Origin of the sequence: Enterobacter cloacae complex sp. XAL002 (genome assembly GCF_049236805.1) — a bacterium.
In the GTDB taxonomy this organism is placed as follows: Bacteria; Pseudomonadota; Gammaproteobacteria; order Enterobacterales; family Enterobacteriaceae; genus Enterobacter; species Enterobacter intestinihominis.
In genome coordinates, this window is record NZ_JBMKJN010000015.1 from 44853 (window position 1) to 60742 (window position 15890).

The window sequence follows — 15890 nt, forward strand, 5'->3', positions numbered from 1 at the left end:
GCGCACCCCGGTATAGCCGGGGTCATTTTTTTCGGGATTCTACCCAGGCTTTCAGCACTGCAACATCGTTTTGCCACTCTTGTTTCATCTCTTCAACCCAATCACCTACGTTATCTTCCCAGGCAGGTAAATCAGGCGACTGAATCTGTTGGCCCAGTTGCTGGAGATGGCGTAACCCGACTGAACCAGCTGCGCCTTTGATTTTATGTCCCTCTTCGACGATGCCCTTCTGGTCACGCGCCGTCAGGTTGGATTCGAGCACGTTCAGATAGCCCGGCATCATTTTTTCGAACACGGCCAGGCCATCGGTGATCAGTTTGGGTCCCACCAGATCGATATACTGCTCCAGCATGGCGGTATCCAGTATCGTTTGGGTTTTGGCGCTATCAACAGACGTCATGGTGCTCTCCTCTTCATCACAGGTATCCCAGAACTTCTTGATCATCGCCGTCAGGGCAGGTACTGCCAGCGGCTTGCTGAGCACATCGTCCATACCGGCCTCGAGGTACTCTTTTTTATCTTTCAGCACGTTTGCGGTCAACGCAACCAGCGGCGGCAGCTCGTCAGGAGCATATTTGCGCGTCAGCTCGCGGGAGATATCCAGCCCGGTCATGTCCGGTAGCTGAATATCGAGCAGCACCAGGTCGTACTCGCCCGGCGTGAACATCTCCAGCGCGGCTTTGCCGGTCATCGCGACATCCACGCTGTTACCGAGTTTTTCCAGTACCGACCGGGCGACAATGACGTTCAGCTCAATATCTTCAACCAGCAGGACGTGCAGGGCTGGAAGCGGCATATCGTCGTTCTCAAACGTATCTTCCACTTCTTCAGCAACAGCAGGGGCGTGGACGGTAAGCGTAAAGGTGGAGCCTTTACCAGGCTGGCTGGCAACGGTGATATCCCCACCCATACTTTTCGCCAGACGTTTCGACACCGCCAGGCCAATGCCCGTGCCGGTCGCCGGTTTACCGCCGTGGCTGTCTTTAACCTGATAATACATGGCGAAGATCTTATCCTGCTCATCCTGAGGAATGCCGATACCCGAGTCCTCAACTTCAAAGTGCAGCATGTCCCCCTCATCATAGCGAATGCGCACCGCAACCTGTCCCTTCTGGGTAAACTTCACGGCGTTGCTGATGAGATTCCACAGGATCTGACGCAGACGCGTGCCGTCCGTCACCACTTTATGCGGCAGCGGCAGCGTCGGTTCCATCACGAAGCTCAACCCTTTCTGCTGGGCCTGCAAACCTGACAGGTTCTCCAGGTCCGCGAGGAAGCCGGTAAAATCAACCGGCTGGTTGTCGAGCTGAACCTTACGGCGCTCCATCTTATCCATGTCGATAATATCATTGAAGATATTGCCCAGCGTGACCGCCGAAACGTGGATCGTTTTGAGGTATTTTTCCTGCTCACTGGTCAGATCGGTGTCCAGCAGAATACGGCTCAGCCCCACGATACCGTTTAGCGGCGTACGAAGCTCATGGCTGATGGTGGAGATGAAGGTGGTCTTGTCACGACTGGCGCGCTCCAGCGCATCCTGATATCGCTTACGCTCGGTGATATCACGGCCAAAGCCCATCAGACCATGACGTTTACCCACCCGGTCGTAATAAGGCACTTTGCGGATTTCAAAGCAGGCTTTGCGCCCGTCGGGATAATCCAGCCACTGCTCATAGGTCAACGAGACGTTATGGCGGAAGACCTTTTCATCCGTCTCCATCACTTTTGCCGCCGCCTCTTCGGAATAGACATCCTGAGGTTTCAGGTGGATCAGCTGCTTTTCGCTTTTCCCGGTCAACAGTTCCATGGCCCGGTTACAGCCGGAGAACTCTTTATCTTCATTACGGTAGAACACCAGATCCGGCGACGCATCGAGGAACGAGCGCAGGAAAGAGGATTGCTGTTCAAGCTGGATCTGCGTGACCTCACGCTCTTTCATCTCAATTTTCAGCTGCTCCAGCGTGGTCTGACGCTCGGCTTCCGCCTTCTCACGGTCTGAAATTTCCTGATTCAGCTGGGCAATGTTGTCCTTGAGCTGAACGTTGAGTTTAAGATCGCGCTCGCGCATCTCTTCCAGCTTATCCACCAGTTTCGATAAACGCTGTCGGGACTCTTCCAGCTGCTCAACCACCACGGAGAGGAAATAGACCGCCCATGGGGTGATCAGCAGGCCAAAGAAAATAGAGCGGATCACGTCGATGCTCTCGACCTGACCATGCAGAACCATGGTCACGGCCATTTGCACGACGATGGCCAGAACGACCAGCGCCAGCGCCAGCAGCATGGAAAAACGCACCAGCCCGAGCTTCATCATCAGGTCGACGTAGTACTGGGCCAGCATTCGAATTTGCTTCATAGAGGATCCCTTCACGACTTTATCGCTCAATAATACTCAAATTCACGGCGAGGCGTTGAAGGTTGTGAGAAAAAGTGCGGGGTGAAACAGGAGATTAGCCTCGCCCCCGGGCAAGCGGGAGCGAGGAAGAAGGTTTATCAGGAGCGTTTTAGCAGCATCCAGAGGCTGATCAGGAAGAAACTGGCGCTCGGCAACAGCGCGCCGATAATTGGCGGAATGCCATACACCAGCGTCAGCGGACCAAAAATCTGATCGAGGACGTAGAACACGAAACCAAAGCTGATACCGGTTACCACGCGAACCCCCATCGGCACGCTACGTAGCGGTCCAAAGATGAACGACAGCGCCATCAGCATCATCACCGCCACGGACAGCGGCTGGAAGATTTTGCTCCACATGTTGAGCTGGTAACGCCCCGCATCCTGCCCGCTCGATTTCAGATACTTCACGTAGTTATGCAGACCGCTGATGGAGAGCGCATCGGGGTCAAGCGCCACGACGCCGAGCTTGTCCGGCGTCAGGTCGGTTTTCCAGGTACCGCTAACGGTCTGCGAACCGGTGATCTGTTTCGGGTTAGTCAGGTCAGATTCATCAACCTGGGATAACCGCCACAGCTTGTTGTTTGCATCAAATTTAGCAGAGGCGGCATAACGCACTGACTGCAAACGACGATCGTTATTGAAAGCATAGATACTCACGCCACCCAGCTCGTCATCCCCTTTCACGCGTTCGATATAGACAAAGTTCTGGCCATCTTTCGCCCATAATCCCTGCTGCGTGGAGAGCAGAGAACCGCCGTACATCGCCTGAGCACGGTAGTTACGCGCCATCTGTTCGCCCTGCGGCGCGACCCATTCGCCGATCGCCATGGTCAGCAGCACCAGCGGGATCGCAGTTTTCATCACCGACAGCGCAACCTGCATACGGGTAAAGCCCGATGCCTGCATCACCACCAGTTCGCTACGCTGAGCCAGCATCCCCAGGCCCAGCAGCGCACCCAGCAGGGCCGCCATTGGAAAGAAGATCTGCACATCTTTTGGTACGCTGAGCAGGGTGTACATCCCGGCGCCCAACGCGTCGTAACTCCCCTGCCCGGCTTTTTTCAGCTGGTCGACAAATTTGATAATGCCCGAGAGCGACACCAGCATGAACAGGGTCATCATGATGGTGGTAAAAATTGTTTTACCGATATAGCGGTCAAGTACGCCAAACGCCTGCATTAGATGGCTCCTTTACGCGTAAACCGGGCACGAAGACGACGCACAGGCACCGTGTCCCACAAGTTGAGTCCGACTGCCAGCAGCAGATACAAACCATTCACGACCCAGGTCCAGATCATCGGGTCAATTTTTCCTTTCCCGCCGTTAGACTTGATTGAGGTTTGCAGCAGGAAGAACACCAGATACAGCAGCATCGCTGGCAGCATCGACAGCACGCGGCCCTGACGCGGGTTCACCACGCTCAGCGGCACTACCATCAGCGCCATCATAAATACGGTGAATACCAGCGTGATACGCCAGTGCAGTTCAGCACGCGCACGATCGGTATCAGTATTCATTAAGGTGCGCATATCCATCTGCTCAGTATCCGTTGGATCGAGCGCGACGGCCTGGTGACCAATGATGGCCTGGTAGTTCTGGAAATCGGTGATACGGAAGTCACGCAGCATAGCCGTGCCTTCGAAACGCGTTCCTTTGTTCAGCGTGACAACCTGAGAGCCGTCTTTACGCTGCGCCAGCTGACCGGAGTCCGCCACTACCACAGAAGGGCGAGCGTTACCTTTCGGGCGCAGTTGAGCAAGAAACACGTCATTGAAGCGGCTGCCATCGACGCTTTCGATAAACAGCACGGAGTTACCGTCGGTCGCCTGCTGGAACTGCCCCTGCGCCAGCGCCGCCAGCCCCGGGTTAGCTTTTGCTTCCGCCAGCACCTCATCCTGATGACGGGACGAGGTCGGCCCCGCCCACATGACGTTAACCGCGGCAACAATGCCCGTAAACAGCGCCAGCACCATGGCTGCCTTTACCAGTACGGCCTTACTGAGGCCGCAGGCATGCATCACGGTGATTTCACTTTCGGTATAGAGCTTACCCAGGGTCATCAGCAGACCAAGGAACAGGCTTAACGGCAGGATAAGCTGCGCCATTTCCGGCACGCCAAGCCCGAGCAGGGAAAGCACCAGATTCGTTGGGATTTCGCCATCAACTGCCGCGCCGAGGATCCTGACCAGCTTCTGACAGAAAAAGATCAGAAGGAGGATAAAGAGGATCGCCAGTTGGCTCTTCAGCGTCTCCCGAACCAGATATCTTATGATTATCACTTTAAATACGCCCGTTAAAACTCGTCTTATGCAGGAATTTAGCTTGTTTCATGGCTTAAACGTCATTTATTCTCTTGAGTCGTCGAAATCATCGCTAAGATTAAAAAACCCGGCGGATTCGCGCTTCATGACATTTATTGACGTGTCGAAACCGTAGTAACGTAAGATTAACACGAAGTCACCACAACGGCGGACATGAGTTACGAAAGGTTTCAATTCTATCCGTAGCCGCCGCCGTTGTCTTTAAGATTCAGGAGCGTAGTGCATGGAGTTCAGTGTAAAAAGCGGTAGCCCGGAGAAACAGCGGAGTGCCTGCATCGTTGTGGGCGTCTTTGAACCACGCCGACTCTCCCCGATCGCCGAGCAACTCGATAAAATCAGCGACGGCTATATCAGCGCCCTGCTGCGCCGTGGCGAACTGGAAGGCAAACCAGGGCAGACCCTGTTGCTGCACCACGTTCCAAACGTCCTGTCCGAGCGTATTCTGCTAATTGGCTGCGGTAAAGAACGTGAGCTTGATGAGCGCCAGTACAAGCAGGTTATTCAGAAAACCATTAATACACTGAATGATACTGGTTCGATGGAAGCCGTCTGCTTCCTCACGGAGCTGCACGTTAAGGGCCGCAACACGTACTGGAAAGTACGCCAGGCCGTCGAAACCGCAAAAGAGAGCCTCTACAGCTTTGATCAGTTGAAGACCACCAAAAGCGAGCCGCGTCGCCCGCTGCGTAAAATGGTCTTTAACGTGCCGACCCGTCGCGAGCTGACCAGCGGCGAGCGCGCCATTCAGCACGGTCTGGCGATTGCTGCCGGTATTAAAGCGGCAAAAGATCTTGGCAATATGCCGCCAAACATCTGTAACGCCGCGTACCTGGCGTCACAGGCGCGCCAGCTGGCTGACGCCTACAGCAAGAACGTCATCACCCGCGTTATCGGCGAACAGCAGATGAAAGAGCTGGGGATGCACTCTTATCTGGCGGTCGGTAACGGCTCCCAGAACGAATCCCTGATGTCGGTCATCGAATACAAAGGCAATCCGTCTGAAGACGCGCGTCCGATCGTGCTCGTTGGCAAAGGGCTGACCTTCGACTCCGGCGGTATCTCCATCAAGCCTTCAGAAGGCATGGATGAGATGAAGTACGACATGTGTGGCGCGGCGGCGGTTTACGGCGTCATGCGCATGGTCGCGGAACTTCAGTTGCCCATCAACGTGATCGGCGTGCTGGCGGGCTGCGAAAACATGCCTGGCGGCCGCGCTTATCGCCCGGGTGATGTGCTGACTACCATGTCCGGCCAGACCGTTGAAGTGCTGAACACCGACGCCGAAGGCCGTCTGGTGCTGTGCGACGTGCTGACCTACGTTGAGCGTTTCGAACCTGAAGCGGTTATCGACGTAGCTACCCTGACCGGCGCCTGCGTGATTGCGCTGGGGCATCACATCACCGGCCTGATGTCGAACCACAATCCGCTGGCGCATGAGCTGATCGGCGCGTCCGAACAGGCTGGCGACCGCGCGTGGCGTCTGCCGCTGGGGGACGAGTTCCAGGAACAGCTGGAGTCTAACTTCGCGGACATGGCGAACATTGGTGGTCGTCCTGGCGGCGCAATTACCGCAGGCTGCTTCCTGGCGCGCTTCACCCGCAAGTACAACTGGGCGCACCTGGACATTGCGGGGACCGCATGGCGCTCCGGTAAAGCCAAAGGCGCGACGGGACGTCCGGTGGCCCTGCTGTCGCAGTTCCTGCTCAATCGCGCGGGTTTTAACGGCGACGAGTGATGAAAAACGCCGGGTGGCGGCTTCGCCTTACCCGGCCTACAACGTCACTCAACCGTAGGCCGGGTAAGCGTAGCGCCACCCGGCTTTGCATTTAAATCCACGACAAGAAACCCCATATATGAAGAATGCAACGTTCTACCTTCTGGACAATGACACCCATCAGGATGGCCTCAGCGCCGTTGAACAACTGGTGTGTGAAATTGCCGCAGAACGTTGGCGCGCAGGTAAACGCGTCCTGATTGCCTGTGAAGATGAGCAGCAGGCGATTCGTCTGGATGAAGCGCTATGGGCGCGCCCGCCGGAGAGTTTTGTTCCGCATAACCTGTCGGGCGAAGGTCCACGCGGCGGGGCACCGGTGGAGATTGCCTGGCCGCAAAAACGCAACAGCAGCGCGCGCGACATTCTCATTAGCCTGCGGACAGACTTTGCAGATTTTGCCACCGCTTTCACAGAAGTGGTAGACTTTGTCCCTTACGAAGAATCTTTGAAACAGCTGGCGCGCGAACGCTACAAAGCGTACCGCCTGGCCGGTTTTAACCTGAATACGGCAACCTGGAAATAATGGAAAAGACATATAACCCACGCGATATCGAACAGCCGCTTTACGAGCACTGGGAACAGCAGGGCTATTTCAAGCCTAACGGCGACGAAAGCAAAGAGTCCTTCTGCATCATGATCCCGCCGCCGAACGTCACCGGCAGTTTGCATATGGGGCATGCTTTCCAGCAGACCATCATGGATACCATGATCCGCTACCAGCGTATGCAGGGTAAAAACACCCTGTGGCAGGCGGGGACTGACCACGCGGGTATCGCGACCCAGATGGTGGTTGAGCGTAAAATTGCCGCTGAAGAGGGTAAAACCCGCCACGACTACGGTCGCGACGCGTTTATCGACAAAATCTGGCAGTGGAAAGCGGAATCCGGCGGCACTATTACCCGTCAGATGCGCCGTCTCGGCAACTCCGTGGACTGGGAGCGTGAGCGCTTCACCATGGATGAAGGCCTGTCCAACGCCGTGAAAGAAGTCTTCGTGCGCCTGTACAAAGAAGACCTGATTTACCGTGGCAAACGCCTGGTCAACTGGGACCCGAAACTGCGTACCGCCATCTCTGACCTGGAAGTGGAAAACCGCGAGTCTAAAGGCTCCATGTGGCACATCCGCTATCCGCTGGCCGACGGCGCGAAAACCGCCGACGGTAAAGATTACCTGGTGGTGGCGACCACCCGTCCGGAAACCCTGCTGGGCGATACCGGCGTGGCCGTTAACCCGGAAGATCCGCGCTATAAAGATCTGATCGGCAAATTTGTGGTGCTGCCGCTGGTGAACCGCCGTATTCCGATTGTGGGCGACGAACACGCCGACATGGAAAAAGGCACCGGCTGCGTGAAAATTACCCCGGCGCACGACTTTAACGACTATGAAGTCGGTCGTCGTCATCAACTTCCGATGATCAACATTCTGACCTTCGACGGCGATATCCGCGAAAGCGCAGAAGTGTACGACACCAAAGGCAACGAATCCGACGTTTATTCCAGCGACATCCCGGCTGAGTTCCAGAAGCTGGAGCGCTTTGCCGCGCGTAAAGCCGTCGTAGCCGCCGTGGACGCGCTCGGCCTGCTGGAAGAGATTAAACCTCACGATCTGACCGTGCCGTACGGCGACCGTGGCGGCGTGGTTATCGAGCCAATGCTGACCGACCAGTGGTACGTGCGTGCCGACGTGCTGGCGAAACCGGCTGTGGAAGCGGTTGAGAACGGCAGCATTCAGTTCGTGCCGAAGCAGTACGAAAACATGTACTTCTCCTGGATGCGCGATATTCAGGACTGGTGTATCTCCCGTCAGCTGTGGTGGGGTCACCGTATCCCGGCGTGGTACGACAATGAAGGCAACGTCTACGTTGGCCGCACCGAAGAGGAAGTGCGTCAGGAAAACAACCTGGGCGCTGACGTTGCGCTGCGCCAGGACGAAGACGTGCTGGATACCTGGTTCTCTTCCGCGCTGTGGACCTTCTCGACCCTCGGCTGGCCGGAAAACACCGACGCGCTGCGTCAGTTCCACCCAACCAGCGTGATGGTCTCCGGCTTCGACATCATCTTCTTCTGGATCGCCCGCATGATCATGATGACCATGCACTTCATCAAAGACGAAGATGGCAAGCCGCAGGTTCCGTTCCATACCGTCTACATGACCGGCCTGATCCGCGACGACGAAGGCCAGAAGATGTCCAAATCCAAGGGTAACGTTATCGACCCGCTGGACATGGTTGATGGTATCTCTCTGGAAGAGCTGCTGGAAAAACGTACCGGCAACATGATGCAGCCGCAGCTGGCGGAGAAAATCCGCAAGCGTACCGAGAAGCAGTTCCCGAACGGGATCGAATCTCACGGTACCGACGCCCTGCGCTTCACCCTGGCGGCGCTGGCCTCCACCGGTCGTGACATCAACTGGGATATGAAGCGTCTGGAAGGTTACCGTAACTTCTGTAACAAGCTGTGGAACGCCAGCCGCTTCGTGTTGATGAACACCGAAGATCAGGATTGCGGCTTTAACGGCGGCGAAATGACCCTGTCTCTGGCAGACCGCTGGATCCTGGCGGAATTTAACCAGACGGTGAAAGCGTTCCGCGACGCGCTGGACAGCTACCGCTTCGACATCGCGGCAGGCATCCTGTACGAATTCACCTGGAACCAGTTCTGTGACTGGTATCTGGAGCTGGCGAAGCCGGTCATGAACGGCGGCACTGAGGCAGAGCTGCGCGGTACGCGTAATACGCTGATTACCGTTCTGGAAGGTCTGCTGCGCCTTGCGCACCCGATCATTCCGTTCATCACCGAAACCATCTGGCAGCGCGTGAAGGTGATTGCCGGTATTAACGCCGATACCATCATGCTCCAGCCGTTCCCGGCATTCGATGCCGCGAAAGTGGATGAAGCCGCGTCTGCGGATACCGAGTGGCTGAAACAGGCGATCGTTGCGGTACGTAACATCCGCGCGGAAATGAACATCGCTCCGGGTAAACCACTGGAGTTGCTGCTGCGCGGTTGCAGCGAAGCTGCCGTTCGTCGCGTCACCGAGAACAACACCTTCCTGAAAACCATGGCGCGTCTGGAAAGCATCACCGTGCTGCCTGCCGATGATAAAGGTCCGGTTTCCGTGACCAAAATTATCGACGGCGCGGAGCTGTTGATCCCGATGGCGGGCCTGATCGACAAAGACGCTGAGCTGGCTCGTCTGGCGAAAGAAGTGGCGAAAGTCGACGTGGAAATTGGCAAAATCGAAAGCAAACTGACGAACGAGGGCTTTGTGGCCCGCGCGCCGGAAGCGGTCATCGCCAAAGAGCGTGAGCGTCTGGTTGCCTTCGCCGATGCGAAGACCAAACTGATCGAGCAGCAGGCGGTTATTGCAGCCCTGTAATGCTTTTACCCCTTACGCTTCAGGGCGTAAGGGGTATCCTTCCTGAAAACTCCTCGCTTGCACTCCCCTTTCTGCGGTGCTATTAACAGCAGTTGTGTGTCAATTTTTGTCATGAGTAATGCTATGAGCGTGATTACCCCCGTCGCGACGACAATGCGTCGGATCACTGAGCAGGACAACCCGGCTATCGCCGCCGTTATCCGCACGGTATCGGCCGAATATGGCCTGACCGCCGACAAAGGCTACACCGTGGCCGATCCCAATCTGGACGAACTTTTTCAGCTGTACAGCCAGCCGGGCCATGCCTATTGGGTCATCGAGCAGGACGGCCAGGTCGTGGGCGGCGGCGGCATTGCCCCCCTGCTCTGCAGCGAGCCGGATATCTGTGAACTCCAGAAAATGTATTTCCTGCCAACGATACGCGGACAAGGCCTGGCGAAAAAGCTGGCGCTGGTCGCCCTGGAACATGCACGCTCACAGGGCTTTAAACGTTGCTACCTTGAAACCACCGCTTTCCTTAAAGAGGCCATTGGCCTGTATGAGCATCTGGGCTTTAAGCATATCGATGCGCCACTGGGCTGCACGGGCCACGTGGACTGCGAAGTCAGAATGCTGAAAAGTCTGTAAGTTTTGTTCCTGCCGTCTTCTGTTAAGCGTCTGTAAACTGAATGCTCTACACTCACAGTTCACACCAAAACAGGGGAAACGCGATGTCGAAGATAAAAAGCTACGCCGCACCGCAGGCGGGTGCAGAACTTGAGCTGTACGAGTACGATGCGGGCGAACTAAAAGCGGAAGACGTCGAAGTACAGGTGGATTACTGCGGGATCTGCCATTCAGACCTCTCGATGATCGACAATGAATGGGGCTTTTCCAGCTATCCGCTGGTTGCCGGGCACGAAGTCATTGGCCGCGTCGTGGCGCTCGGCAGCGCCGCGCAGGACAAAGGGCTGAAAGTGGGCCAGCGCGTGGGTATCGGCTGGACGGCACGCAGCTGCGGCCACTGCGACGCCTGTATTAGCGGTAACCAGATCAACTGCCTTGAGGGCGCTACGCCGACCATCCTGAACAAGGGTGGTTTCGCCGATAAACTACGCGCCGACTGGCAATGGGTTATCCCGCTGCCGGACAGCATTGATATTGAATCCGCAGGTCCGCTGCTGTGTGGCGGTATCACCGTATTTAAACCGCTGCTGATGCATCACGTAACTGCCACCAGCCGCGTGGGCGTGATCGGTATTGGCGGGCTGGGGCATATTGCCATCAAACTGCTGCACGCGATGGGCTGTGAAGTGACGGCGTTCAGCTCGAACCCGGCGAAAGAGCAGGAAGTGCTGGCGATGGGTGCGGATAAAGTGGTGAACAGTCGCGATCCCGAGGCGCTCACCGCCCTGGCAGGCCAGTTTGACCTGATCATCAACACCGTCAACGTCGATCTCGACTGGCAGCCGTACTTTGAAGCCCTGGCCTACGGCGGTAACTTCCACACCGTGGGTGCGGTGATGAAGCCGCTGCCGGTTCCGGCGTTTACCCTGATCGGCGGCGATCGCAGCGTATCCGGATCTGCTACCGGCACGCCATATGAGTTACGCAAGCTGATGAAGTTTGCCGGACGCACAAAAGTGGCACCCACCACCGAACTGTATCCGATGTCAAAAATCAACGAAGCAATCCAGCACGTGCGCGACGGCAAAGCCCGCTACCGCGTAGTGTTGAAAGCGGATTTCTGATGTGAGTTTGCCGGGTGGCGGCTTCGCCTGACCCGGCCTACTTTCACTGCCGCGCCAATACGTTAAGTACTTCTGCCACCGCGACCGCTCCCGGATCCATCACCCCATCCAGGCTCTCTTTATTGACATACGACGAGCGTCCCGCGCCGGCTTTCGCCATTTTCGCCGTTGCTTCGGCACCCTGCTGCGCAGCCTGCGCCGCCGTCCGCAGATCGCCATCCCTTAATGCCTCCAGCGCCGGTTGCAGGGCATCGATCAGCGTACGATCGCCGAGATCTGCACCGCCATACTGCTTCATCTGCGCCAGTCCGCTCAACAATGCTTCTGGTAGCGGCTGTCCATCGTGAAGCTTTTGTCCTGCCGCCGTGAAGAAGATCGACATCAGCACCCCGCTCGACCCGCCCATTACCGTAGCCAGCCGCTCCCCCACCAGCAGGAGTAATGTCGGCACGTCGTTAAGGGGCAGGTTGTTCTCCTCAAGTCGCTGCGCAATATCCCGCGCCCCTTGCGCAAAGGTGGAGCCCGTATCGCCATCGCCTACTTTGGCATCCAGCGCGTTGAGGCGGTTTTCCAGCTGGATCAATGTCTTCGTTACCGAAGCGACGGCCTCGCTCACCTGCGGATTGTCCGATGGGGTATATTCCACGCGGTCATGAAGGGCGCTATGGGGGACGGTACGCAGGGGCGCGAACGCGACGGGCTTCTGCCAGCCCAGCGTCTCGACCTCGGCGTGTATCGCCTTCTCGAAAAAATCGCTGAGCTTTAACAGCGTTAGCGAAAACCCTTTCATATCCAGCGCACTCACCAGCGGCGCCGGGCCAATCAGATACGCTATGTTCTCTTTCAGCGCCGAATGCGCCAGCTCTTTGGTGAGCAGAGCCATCTCCAGCGCTGACACGCCGCCGAGGTTGTTGATCAGCACCGCAAAGCGCCCGTCCCCCGCCTGCGCGCGTAACGGCGTCACCAGCGTGTCGATAATGGCTTTGCTGTTTTGCGTATCCACCACCGATGCCCCCGGCTCGCCGTGAATGCCCAAACCCAGCTCGACATGGCCTTGTTTTATGCGCCCCTCTTCATCATCGCTGCCCGGCAGGTTGCACGTTTGCATCGCCACGCCCAGGCTCCAGAGGTTATCGCAGGCCTGTTGCGCTATATCCCGCACGTCGTTTAGCGATTTCCCCTGCTCTGCCGCATATCCCGCAATCTTATGCACCAGCGCCGTTCCCGCGATACCACGCGGCTGCTTGTTATCCGGCAGGGCAATATCATCCGCGACGATAACCATCTCCACCTTCAGGCCGTAGCGTTTGGCTTTTTCCGCCGCCAGGCCAAAGTTAAGCCGGTCGCCGGTGTAGTTTTTCACAATCAGCAGGCAGCCACGATCGCCCGTCACCGCCACAATGGCATTGAGGACCGCATCCACGCTTGGGGAGGCGAACAAATCGCCACACACCGCTGCGGTAAGCATGCCTTTACCGACGAACCCGGCATGTGCCGGTTCATGGCCGGAGCCGCCACCGGAGATCACCGCCACGCGGCTTTTATCCCAGTCGCCGCGTGCCACCACGCGGATGGCCGGATCGATATCCAGTTTGACGAGATTACCGTGCGGCGCGGAGAGAAGTATGCCTTCAATGGCATCGTTGACAAGCTGTTTGCGGTCGTTAAAAAAGAATCTGGACATAGTTTCCCAAAATTTTGTTTACCGTATGCAAAAGCATAGTCCGCACTGGATAATGCGCCGCAAAGTGAGGAATTTACGCAGACATTTTGCCGTCAGGTTGCCTATACTCCACCCAGGACTACGAGAGGACGTGCATCATGAGTACACCATTGTTAATCGCCAGGACGCTGGAAAAAGAGCTGTTTTTACTGCCCGCGATGGCGAACCGTCATGGCCTGATCACAGGCGCGACCGGGACGGGAAAAACCGTCACCCTGCAAAAGCTGGCTGAGTCGTTGTCCGAGGCTGGCGTGCCGGTTTTTATGGCTGACGTGAAGGGCGATTTAACCGGGGTGGCTCAGGAAGGCACGGCGTCAGAAAAACTGCTCGAGCGCCTGAAAAATATCGGCATCACGGACTGGACGCCGCACGGTAATCCAGTGGTGGTCTGGGATATCTTCGGCGAAAAAGGGCATCCGGTGCGCGCCACCGTCTCCGACCTCGGCCCTTTGCTGCTGGCCCGTCTGCTTAATCTTAACGACGTGCAGTCCGGGGTGCTGAACATTATCTTCCGTATCGCCGACGATCAGGGCTTACTGCTGCTCGACTTCAAAGATCTGCGCGCCATCACCCAGTACATTGGCGATAACGCCAAATCCTTCCAGAACCAGTACGGCAATATCAGCAGCGCCTCGGTGGGCGCCATTCAGCGCGGGCTCCTGACGCTGGAGCAACAGGGCGCCGAGCATTTCTTCGGCGAGCCAATGCTGGATATCAAAGACTGGATGCGCACCGACAGCAGCGGCAAAGGCATCATCAACATTCTGAGCGCAGAGAAGCTCTACCAGATGCCGAAGCTCTACGCCGCCAGCCTGCTGTGGATGCTCTCTGAACTCTACGAACAACTGCCGGAAGCAGGCGATCTGGAAAAACCCAAACTGGTGTTCTTCTTTGACGAAGCGCACCTGTTGTTTAACGACGCGCCGCAGGTGCTGCTGGATAAAATTGAACAGGTTATCCGCCTGATCCGCTCCAAAGGCGTCGGGGTCTGGTTTGTGTCGCAAAACCCGTCGGATATTCCGGACAACGTACTGGGGCAACTGGGTAACCGCGTGCAGCACGCCCTGCGCGCCTTTACGCCGAAAGATCAGAAAGCGGTGAAAGCCGCGGCGCAAACCATGCGTGCCAATCCGGCCTTTGATACCGAAACCGCCATTCAGGCGCTAGGCACCGGTGAAGCGCTGATTTCGTTCCTCGATGCAAAAGGCAGCCCGACAGTTGTCGAGCGCGCGATGGTGATTGCGCCCTGCTCGCGCATGGGGCCAGTAACGGACGATGAACGCAACGGCCTGATCAACCACTCCCCGGTGTACGGGAAATATGAAGACGAGGTGGATCGCGAATCCGCGTTCGAGATGCTGCAAAAAGGGGTGCAGGCGACTGCCGAATCGCAGAATGCGCCTGCCGCCAAAGGGCAATTTGTAGCCGTGGACGACGGCATTCTCGGCGGGCTGAAAGATATTCTGTTCGGCAGCACCGGGCCGCGCGGCGGCAAACGCGATGGCGTGGTGCAGACCATGGCAAAAAGCGCGACGCGTCAGATTACCAACCAGATAGTGCGCGGCATGCTGGGAAGTCTGTTAGGCGGCCGTCGCCGGTAGCGGTGGAACCCACGGGCGGCCAAGCGCCGACCCCTGTACGCCGTTCTCCTGTAGATAGCGGTCGATTTCCAGCATCCCCGTCCAGCGGTTCTCACACCAGAGCGGTGCCAGAAGCGTTGGGCGGCGGGCGCTTGCCGAGATGCGGTGGTAAACAATCTCCGGCGGCGTGTGGCGAATCATCTCCCCCGCCGTCACCGTATAATCGTCGAGTTCGATGCCACTTAACCGCCCCGCTTCCCAGGCTTTCGCCATAATGCTTCCCGTAACAATATGCAGCGGGTGCAGCTTAATGCCGTCCACGCCGGTCTCGACGACTTTTTCCAGCGTTTCAAGGCCATGCTGCTGCCCTTCTCCCGGCAAGCCGACAATCAGATGCGAGCAGACTTTTAATCCACGCTCGCGGGCGAGACGCGTGGTGCGCTGGTAGCAGGCAAAATCATGCCCGCGATTGATACGGTGCAGGGTTTTGTCGTGCGCGGTCTGCAAGCCCAGCTCCAGCCAGATCTCGTAGCCCTTCTCTTTGTACTCGCTAAGTAAATCCAGCACGGCGTCCGGCACGCAGTCCGGACGCGTCCCCACGCACAGCCCGACAATGTTCGCTTGAGCAACCGCCTGTTGATACATAGCGCGCAGCACCTGCACCTCCGCCCACGTGCTGGTGTAGGCCTGGAAATAGGCCAGATATTGCTTCGCGCGGTTCACCAGACTCGCCTGATGGGCGAGCTGTTCAGCGATAGATTTATGCTGTTGAGCTTCATCAGCAAACGAGGCCACGTTACAGAAGGTGCAGCCACCACGCCCGATGGTGCCATCGCGGTTCGGACAGCTAAAGCCGCCGTGCAGCGTCAGTTTGTGAACCTTTTGTCCGTAGCGCTGCAAAAGATCCCCACCAAACATATTGACTAATTTCTGTAACTGCATAATCTGATAGACCGTCCCGAAGAAAGGGGACAAGCCTGCCATTTT

General features: G+C 57.0%; 11 protein-coding genes. 6 read left to right on the forward strand and 5 right to left on the reverse strand.

The genetic code is table 11. The features are described 5' to 3' along the window. Nucleotides 1-22: 22 nt before the first annotated feature. The 3 genes from arcB to lptF all read right to left on the reverse strand — a co-directional run bounded on the left by arcB (nucleotide 23) and on the right by lptF (nucleotide 4676). Nucleotides 23-2356 carry an aerobic respiration two-component sensor histidine kinase ArcB gene (arcB, locus tag ACOT0L_RS15465; RefSeq protein WP_032626426.1) on the reverse strand — a complete coding sequence of 778 codons (2334 nt, stop codon included), beginning with the start codon at nucleotides 2354-2356 and terminating at the stop codon, nucleotides 23-25. A 137-nt stretch (nucleotides 2357-2493) separates the two neighbouring features. Then, on the reverse strand, nucleotides 2494-3576 hold the full coding sequence (gene lptG / locus ACOT0L_RS15470) for an LPS export ABC transporter permease LptG (protein WP_022649534.1): 1083 nt from the start codon (nucleotides 3574-3576) through the stop codon (nucleotides 2494-2496). Continuing rightward, nucleotides 3576-4676: an LPS export ABC transporter permease LptF gene (gene lptF, locus ACOT0L_RS15475; RefSeq protein ID WP_023307066.1), complete on the reverse strand. Its 1101-nt coding sequence runs from the start codon at nucleotides 4674-4676 to the stop codon at nucleotides 3576-3578. Before lptF ends, lptG begins: the two co-directional genes overlap by 1 nt. A 265-nt stretch (nucleotides 4677-4941) precedes the next feature. Here lptF and pepA point away from each other — a divergent pair, with 265 nt between their 5' ends. The 5 genes from pepA (at nucleotide 4942) to ahr (ending at nucleotide 11600) form a co-directional block, all read left to right on the forward strand. Beyond that, nucleotides 4942-6453, forward strand: coding sequence for a leucyl aminopeptidase (pepA, locus tag ACOT0L_RS15480; RefSeq protein WP_003861882.1), 1512 nt, complete (start codon nucleotides 4942-4944; stop codon nucleotides 6451-6453). A 118-nt stretch (nucleotides 6454-6571) separates the two neighbouring features. After that, nucleotides 6572-7015, forward strand: coding sequence for a DNA polymerase III subunit chi (holC, locus tag ACOT0L_RS15485; protein WP_003861884.1), 444 nt, complete (start codon nucleotides 6572-6574; stop codon nucleotides 7013-7015). After that, nucleotides 7015-9870 (forward strand): valine--tRNA ligase, encoded by a 2856-nt coding sequence (locus ACOT0L_RS15490; RefSeq protein ID WP_126503523.1) that lies wholly within the window; start codon nucleotides 7015-7017, stop codon nucleotides 9868-9870. The genes holC and ACOT0L_RS15490 overlap by 1 nt, the downstream gene beginning before the upstream one ends. A 123-nt stretch (nucleotides 9871-9993) precedes the next feature. Beyond that, on the forward strand, nucleotides 9994-10497 hold the full coding sequence (locus ACOT0L_RS15495; RefSeq protein ID WP_048966236.1) for a GNAT family N-acetyltransferase: 504 nt from the start codon (nucleotides 9994-9996) through the stop codon (nucleotides 10495-10497). An 83-nt stretch (nucleotides 10498-10580) separates the two neighbouring features. Then, nucleotides 10581-11600: an NADPH-dependent aldehyde reductase Ahr gene (gene ahr, locus ACOT0L_RS15500; protein WP_022649538.1), complete on the forward strand. Its 1020-nt coding sequence runs from the start codon at nucleotides 10581-10583 to the stop codon at nucleotides 11598-11600. Between the two features lie 43 nt (nucleotides 11601-11643). Here the strand turns inward: ahr and ACOT0L_RS15505 are convergent, their stop codons facing one another. Next, on the reverse strand, nucleotides 11644-13284 hold the full coding sequence (locus ACOT0L_RS15505; RefSeq protein ID WP_126503521.1) for a dihydroxyacetone kinase subunit DhaK: 1641 nt from the start codon (nucleotides 13282-13284) through the stop codon (nucleotides 11644-11646). Between the two features lie 137 nt (nucleotides 13285-13421). On the opposite strand from ACOT0L_RS15505, the gene ACOT0L_RS15510 reads away from it, so the two are divergent. Beyond that, nucleotides 13422-14924: a helicase HerA-like C-terminal domain-containing protein gene (locus tag ACOT0L_RS15510; RefSeq protein ID WP_126503519.1), complete on the forward strand. Its 1503-nt coding sequence runs from the start codon at nucleotides 13422-13424 to the stop codon at nucleotides 14922-14924. Here the strand turns inward: ACOT0L_RS15510 and ACOT0L_RS15515 are convergent. Next, entirely contained in the window at nucleotides 14904-15845 is a 942-nt protein-coding gene (locus ACOT0L_RS15515) for a TIGR01212 family radical SAM protein (protein ID WP_096147825.1), read from the reverse strand. The two genes, ACOT0L_RS15510 and ACOT0L_RS15515, sit on opposite strands and share 21 nt — an antisense overlap. Between the last annotated feature and the right edge of the window lie 45 nt (nucleotides 15846-15890).

Excerpts from the sequence above, each read along its gene's own strand:
- lptG (WP_022649534.1), bottom strand. The coding sequence starts at position 3,576 with ATGCAGGCGTTTGGCGTACTTGACCGCTATATCGGTAAAACAATTTTT.
- holC (WP_003861884.1), top strand. The coding sequence starts at position 6,572 with ATGAAGAATGCAACGTTCTACCTTCTGGACAATGACACCCATCAGGAT.
- ahr (WP_022649538.1), top strand. The coding sequence starts at position 10,581 with ATGTCGAAGATAAAAAGCTACGCCGCACCGCAGGCGGGTGCAGAACTT.
- arcB (WP_032626426.1), bottom strand. The coding sequence starts at position 2,356 with ATGAAGCAAATTCGAATGCTGGCCCAGTACTACGTCGACCTGATGATG.
- ACOT0L_RS15515 (WP_096147825.1), bottom strand. The coding sequence starts at position 15,845 with ATGCAGTTACAGAAATTAGTCAATATGTTTGGTGGGGATCTTTTGCAG.
- ACOT0L_RS15510 (WP_126503519.1), top strand. The coding sequence starts at position 13,422 with ATGAGTACACCATTGTTAATCGCCAGGACGCTGGAAAAAGAGCTGTTT.
- ACOT0L_RS15495 (WP_048966236.1), top strand. The coding sequence starts at position 9,994 with ATGAGCGTGATTACCCCCGTCGCGACGACAATGCGTCGGATCACTGAG.
- ACOT0L_RS15490 (WP_126503523.1), top strand. The coding sequence starts at position 7,015 with ATGGAAAAGACATATAACCCACGCGATATCGAACAGCCGCTTTACGAG.
- ACOT0L_RS15505 (WP_126503521.1), bottom strand. The coding sequence starts at position 13,284 with ATGTCCAGATTCTTTTTTAACGACCGCAAACAGCTTGTCAACGATGCC.
- pepA (WP_003861882.1), top strand. The coding sequence starts at position 4,942 with ATGGAGTTCAGTGTAAAAAGCGGTAGCCCGGAGAAACAGCGGAGTGCC.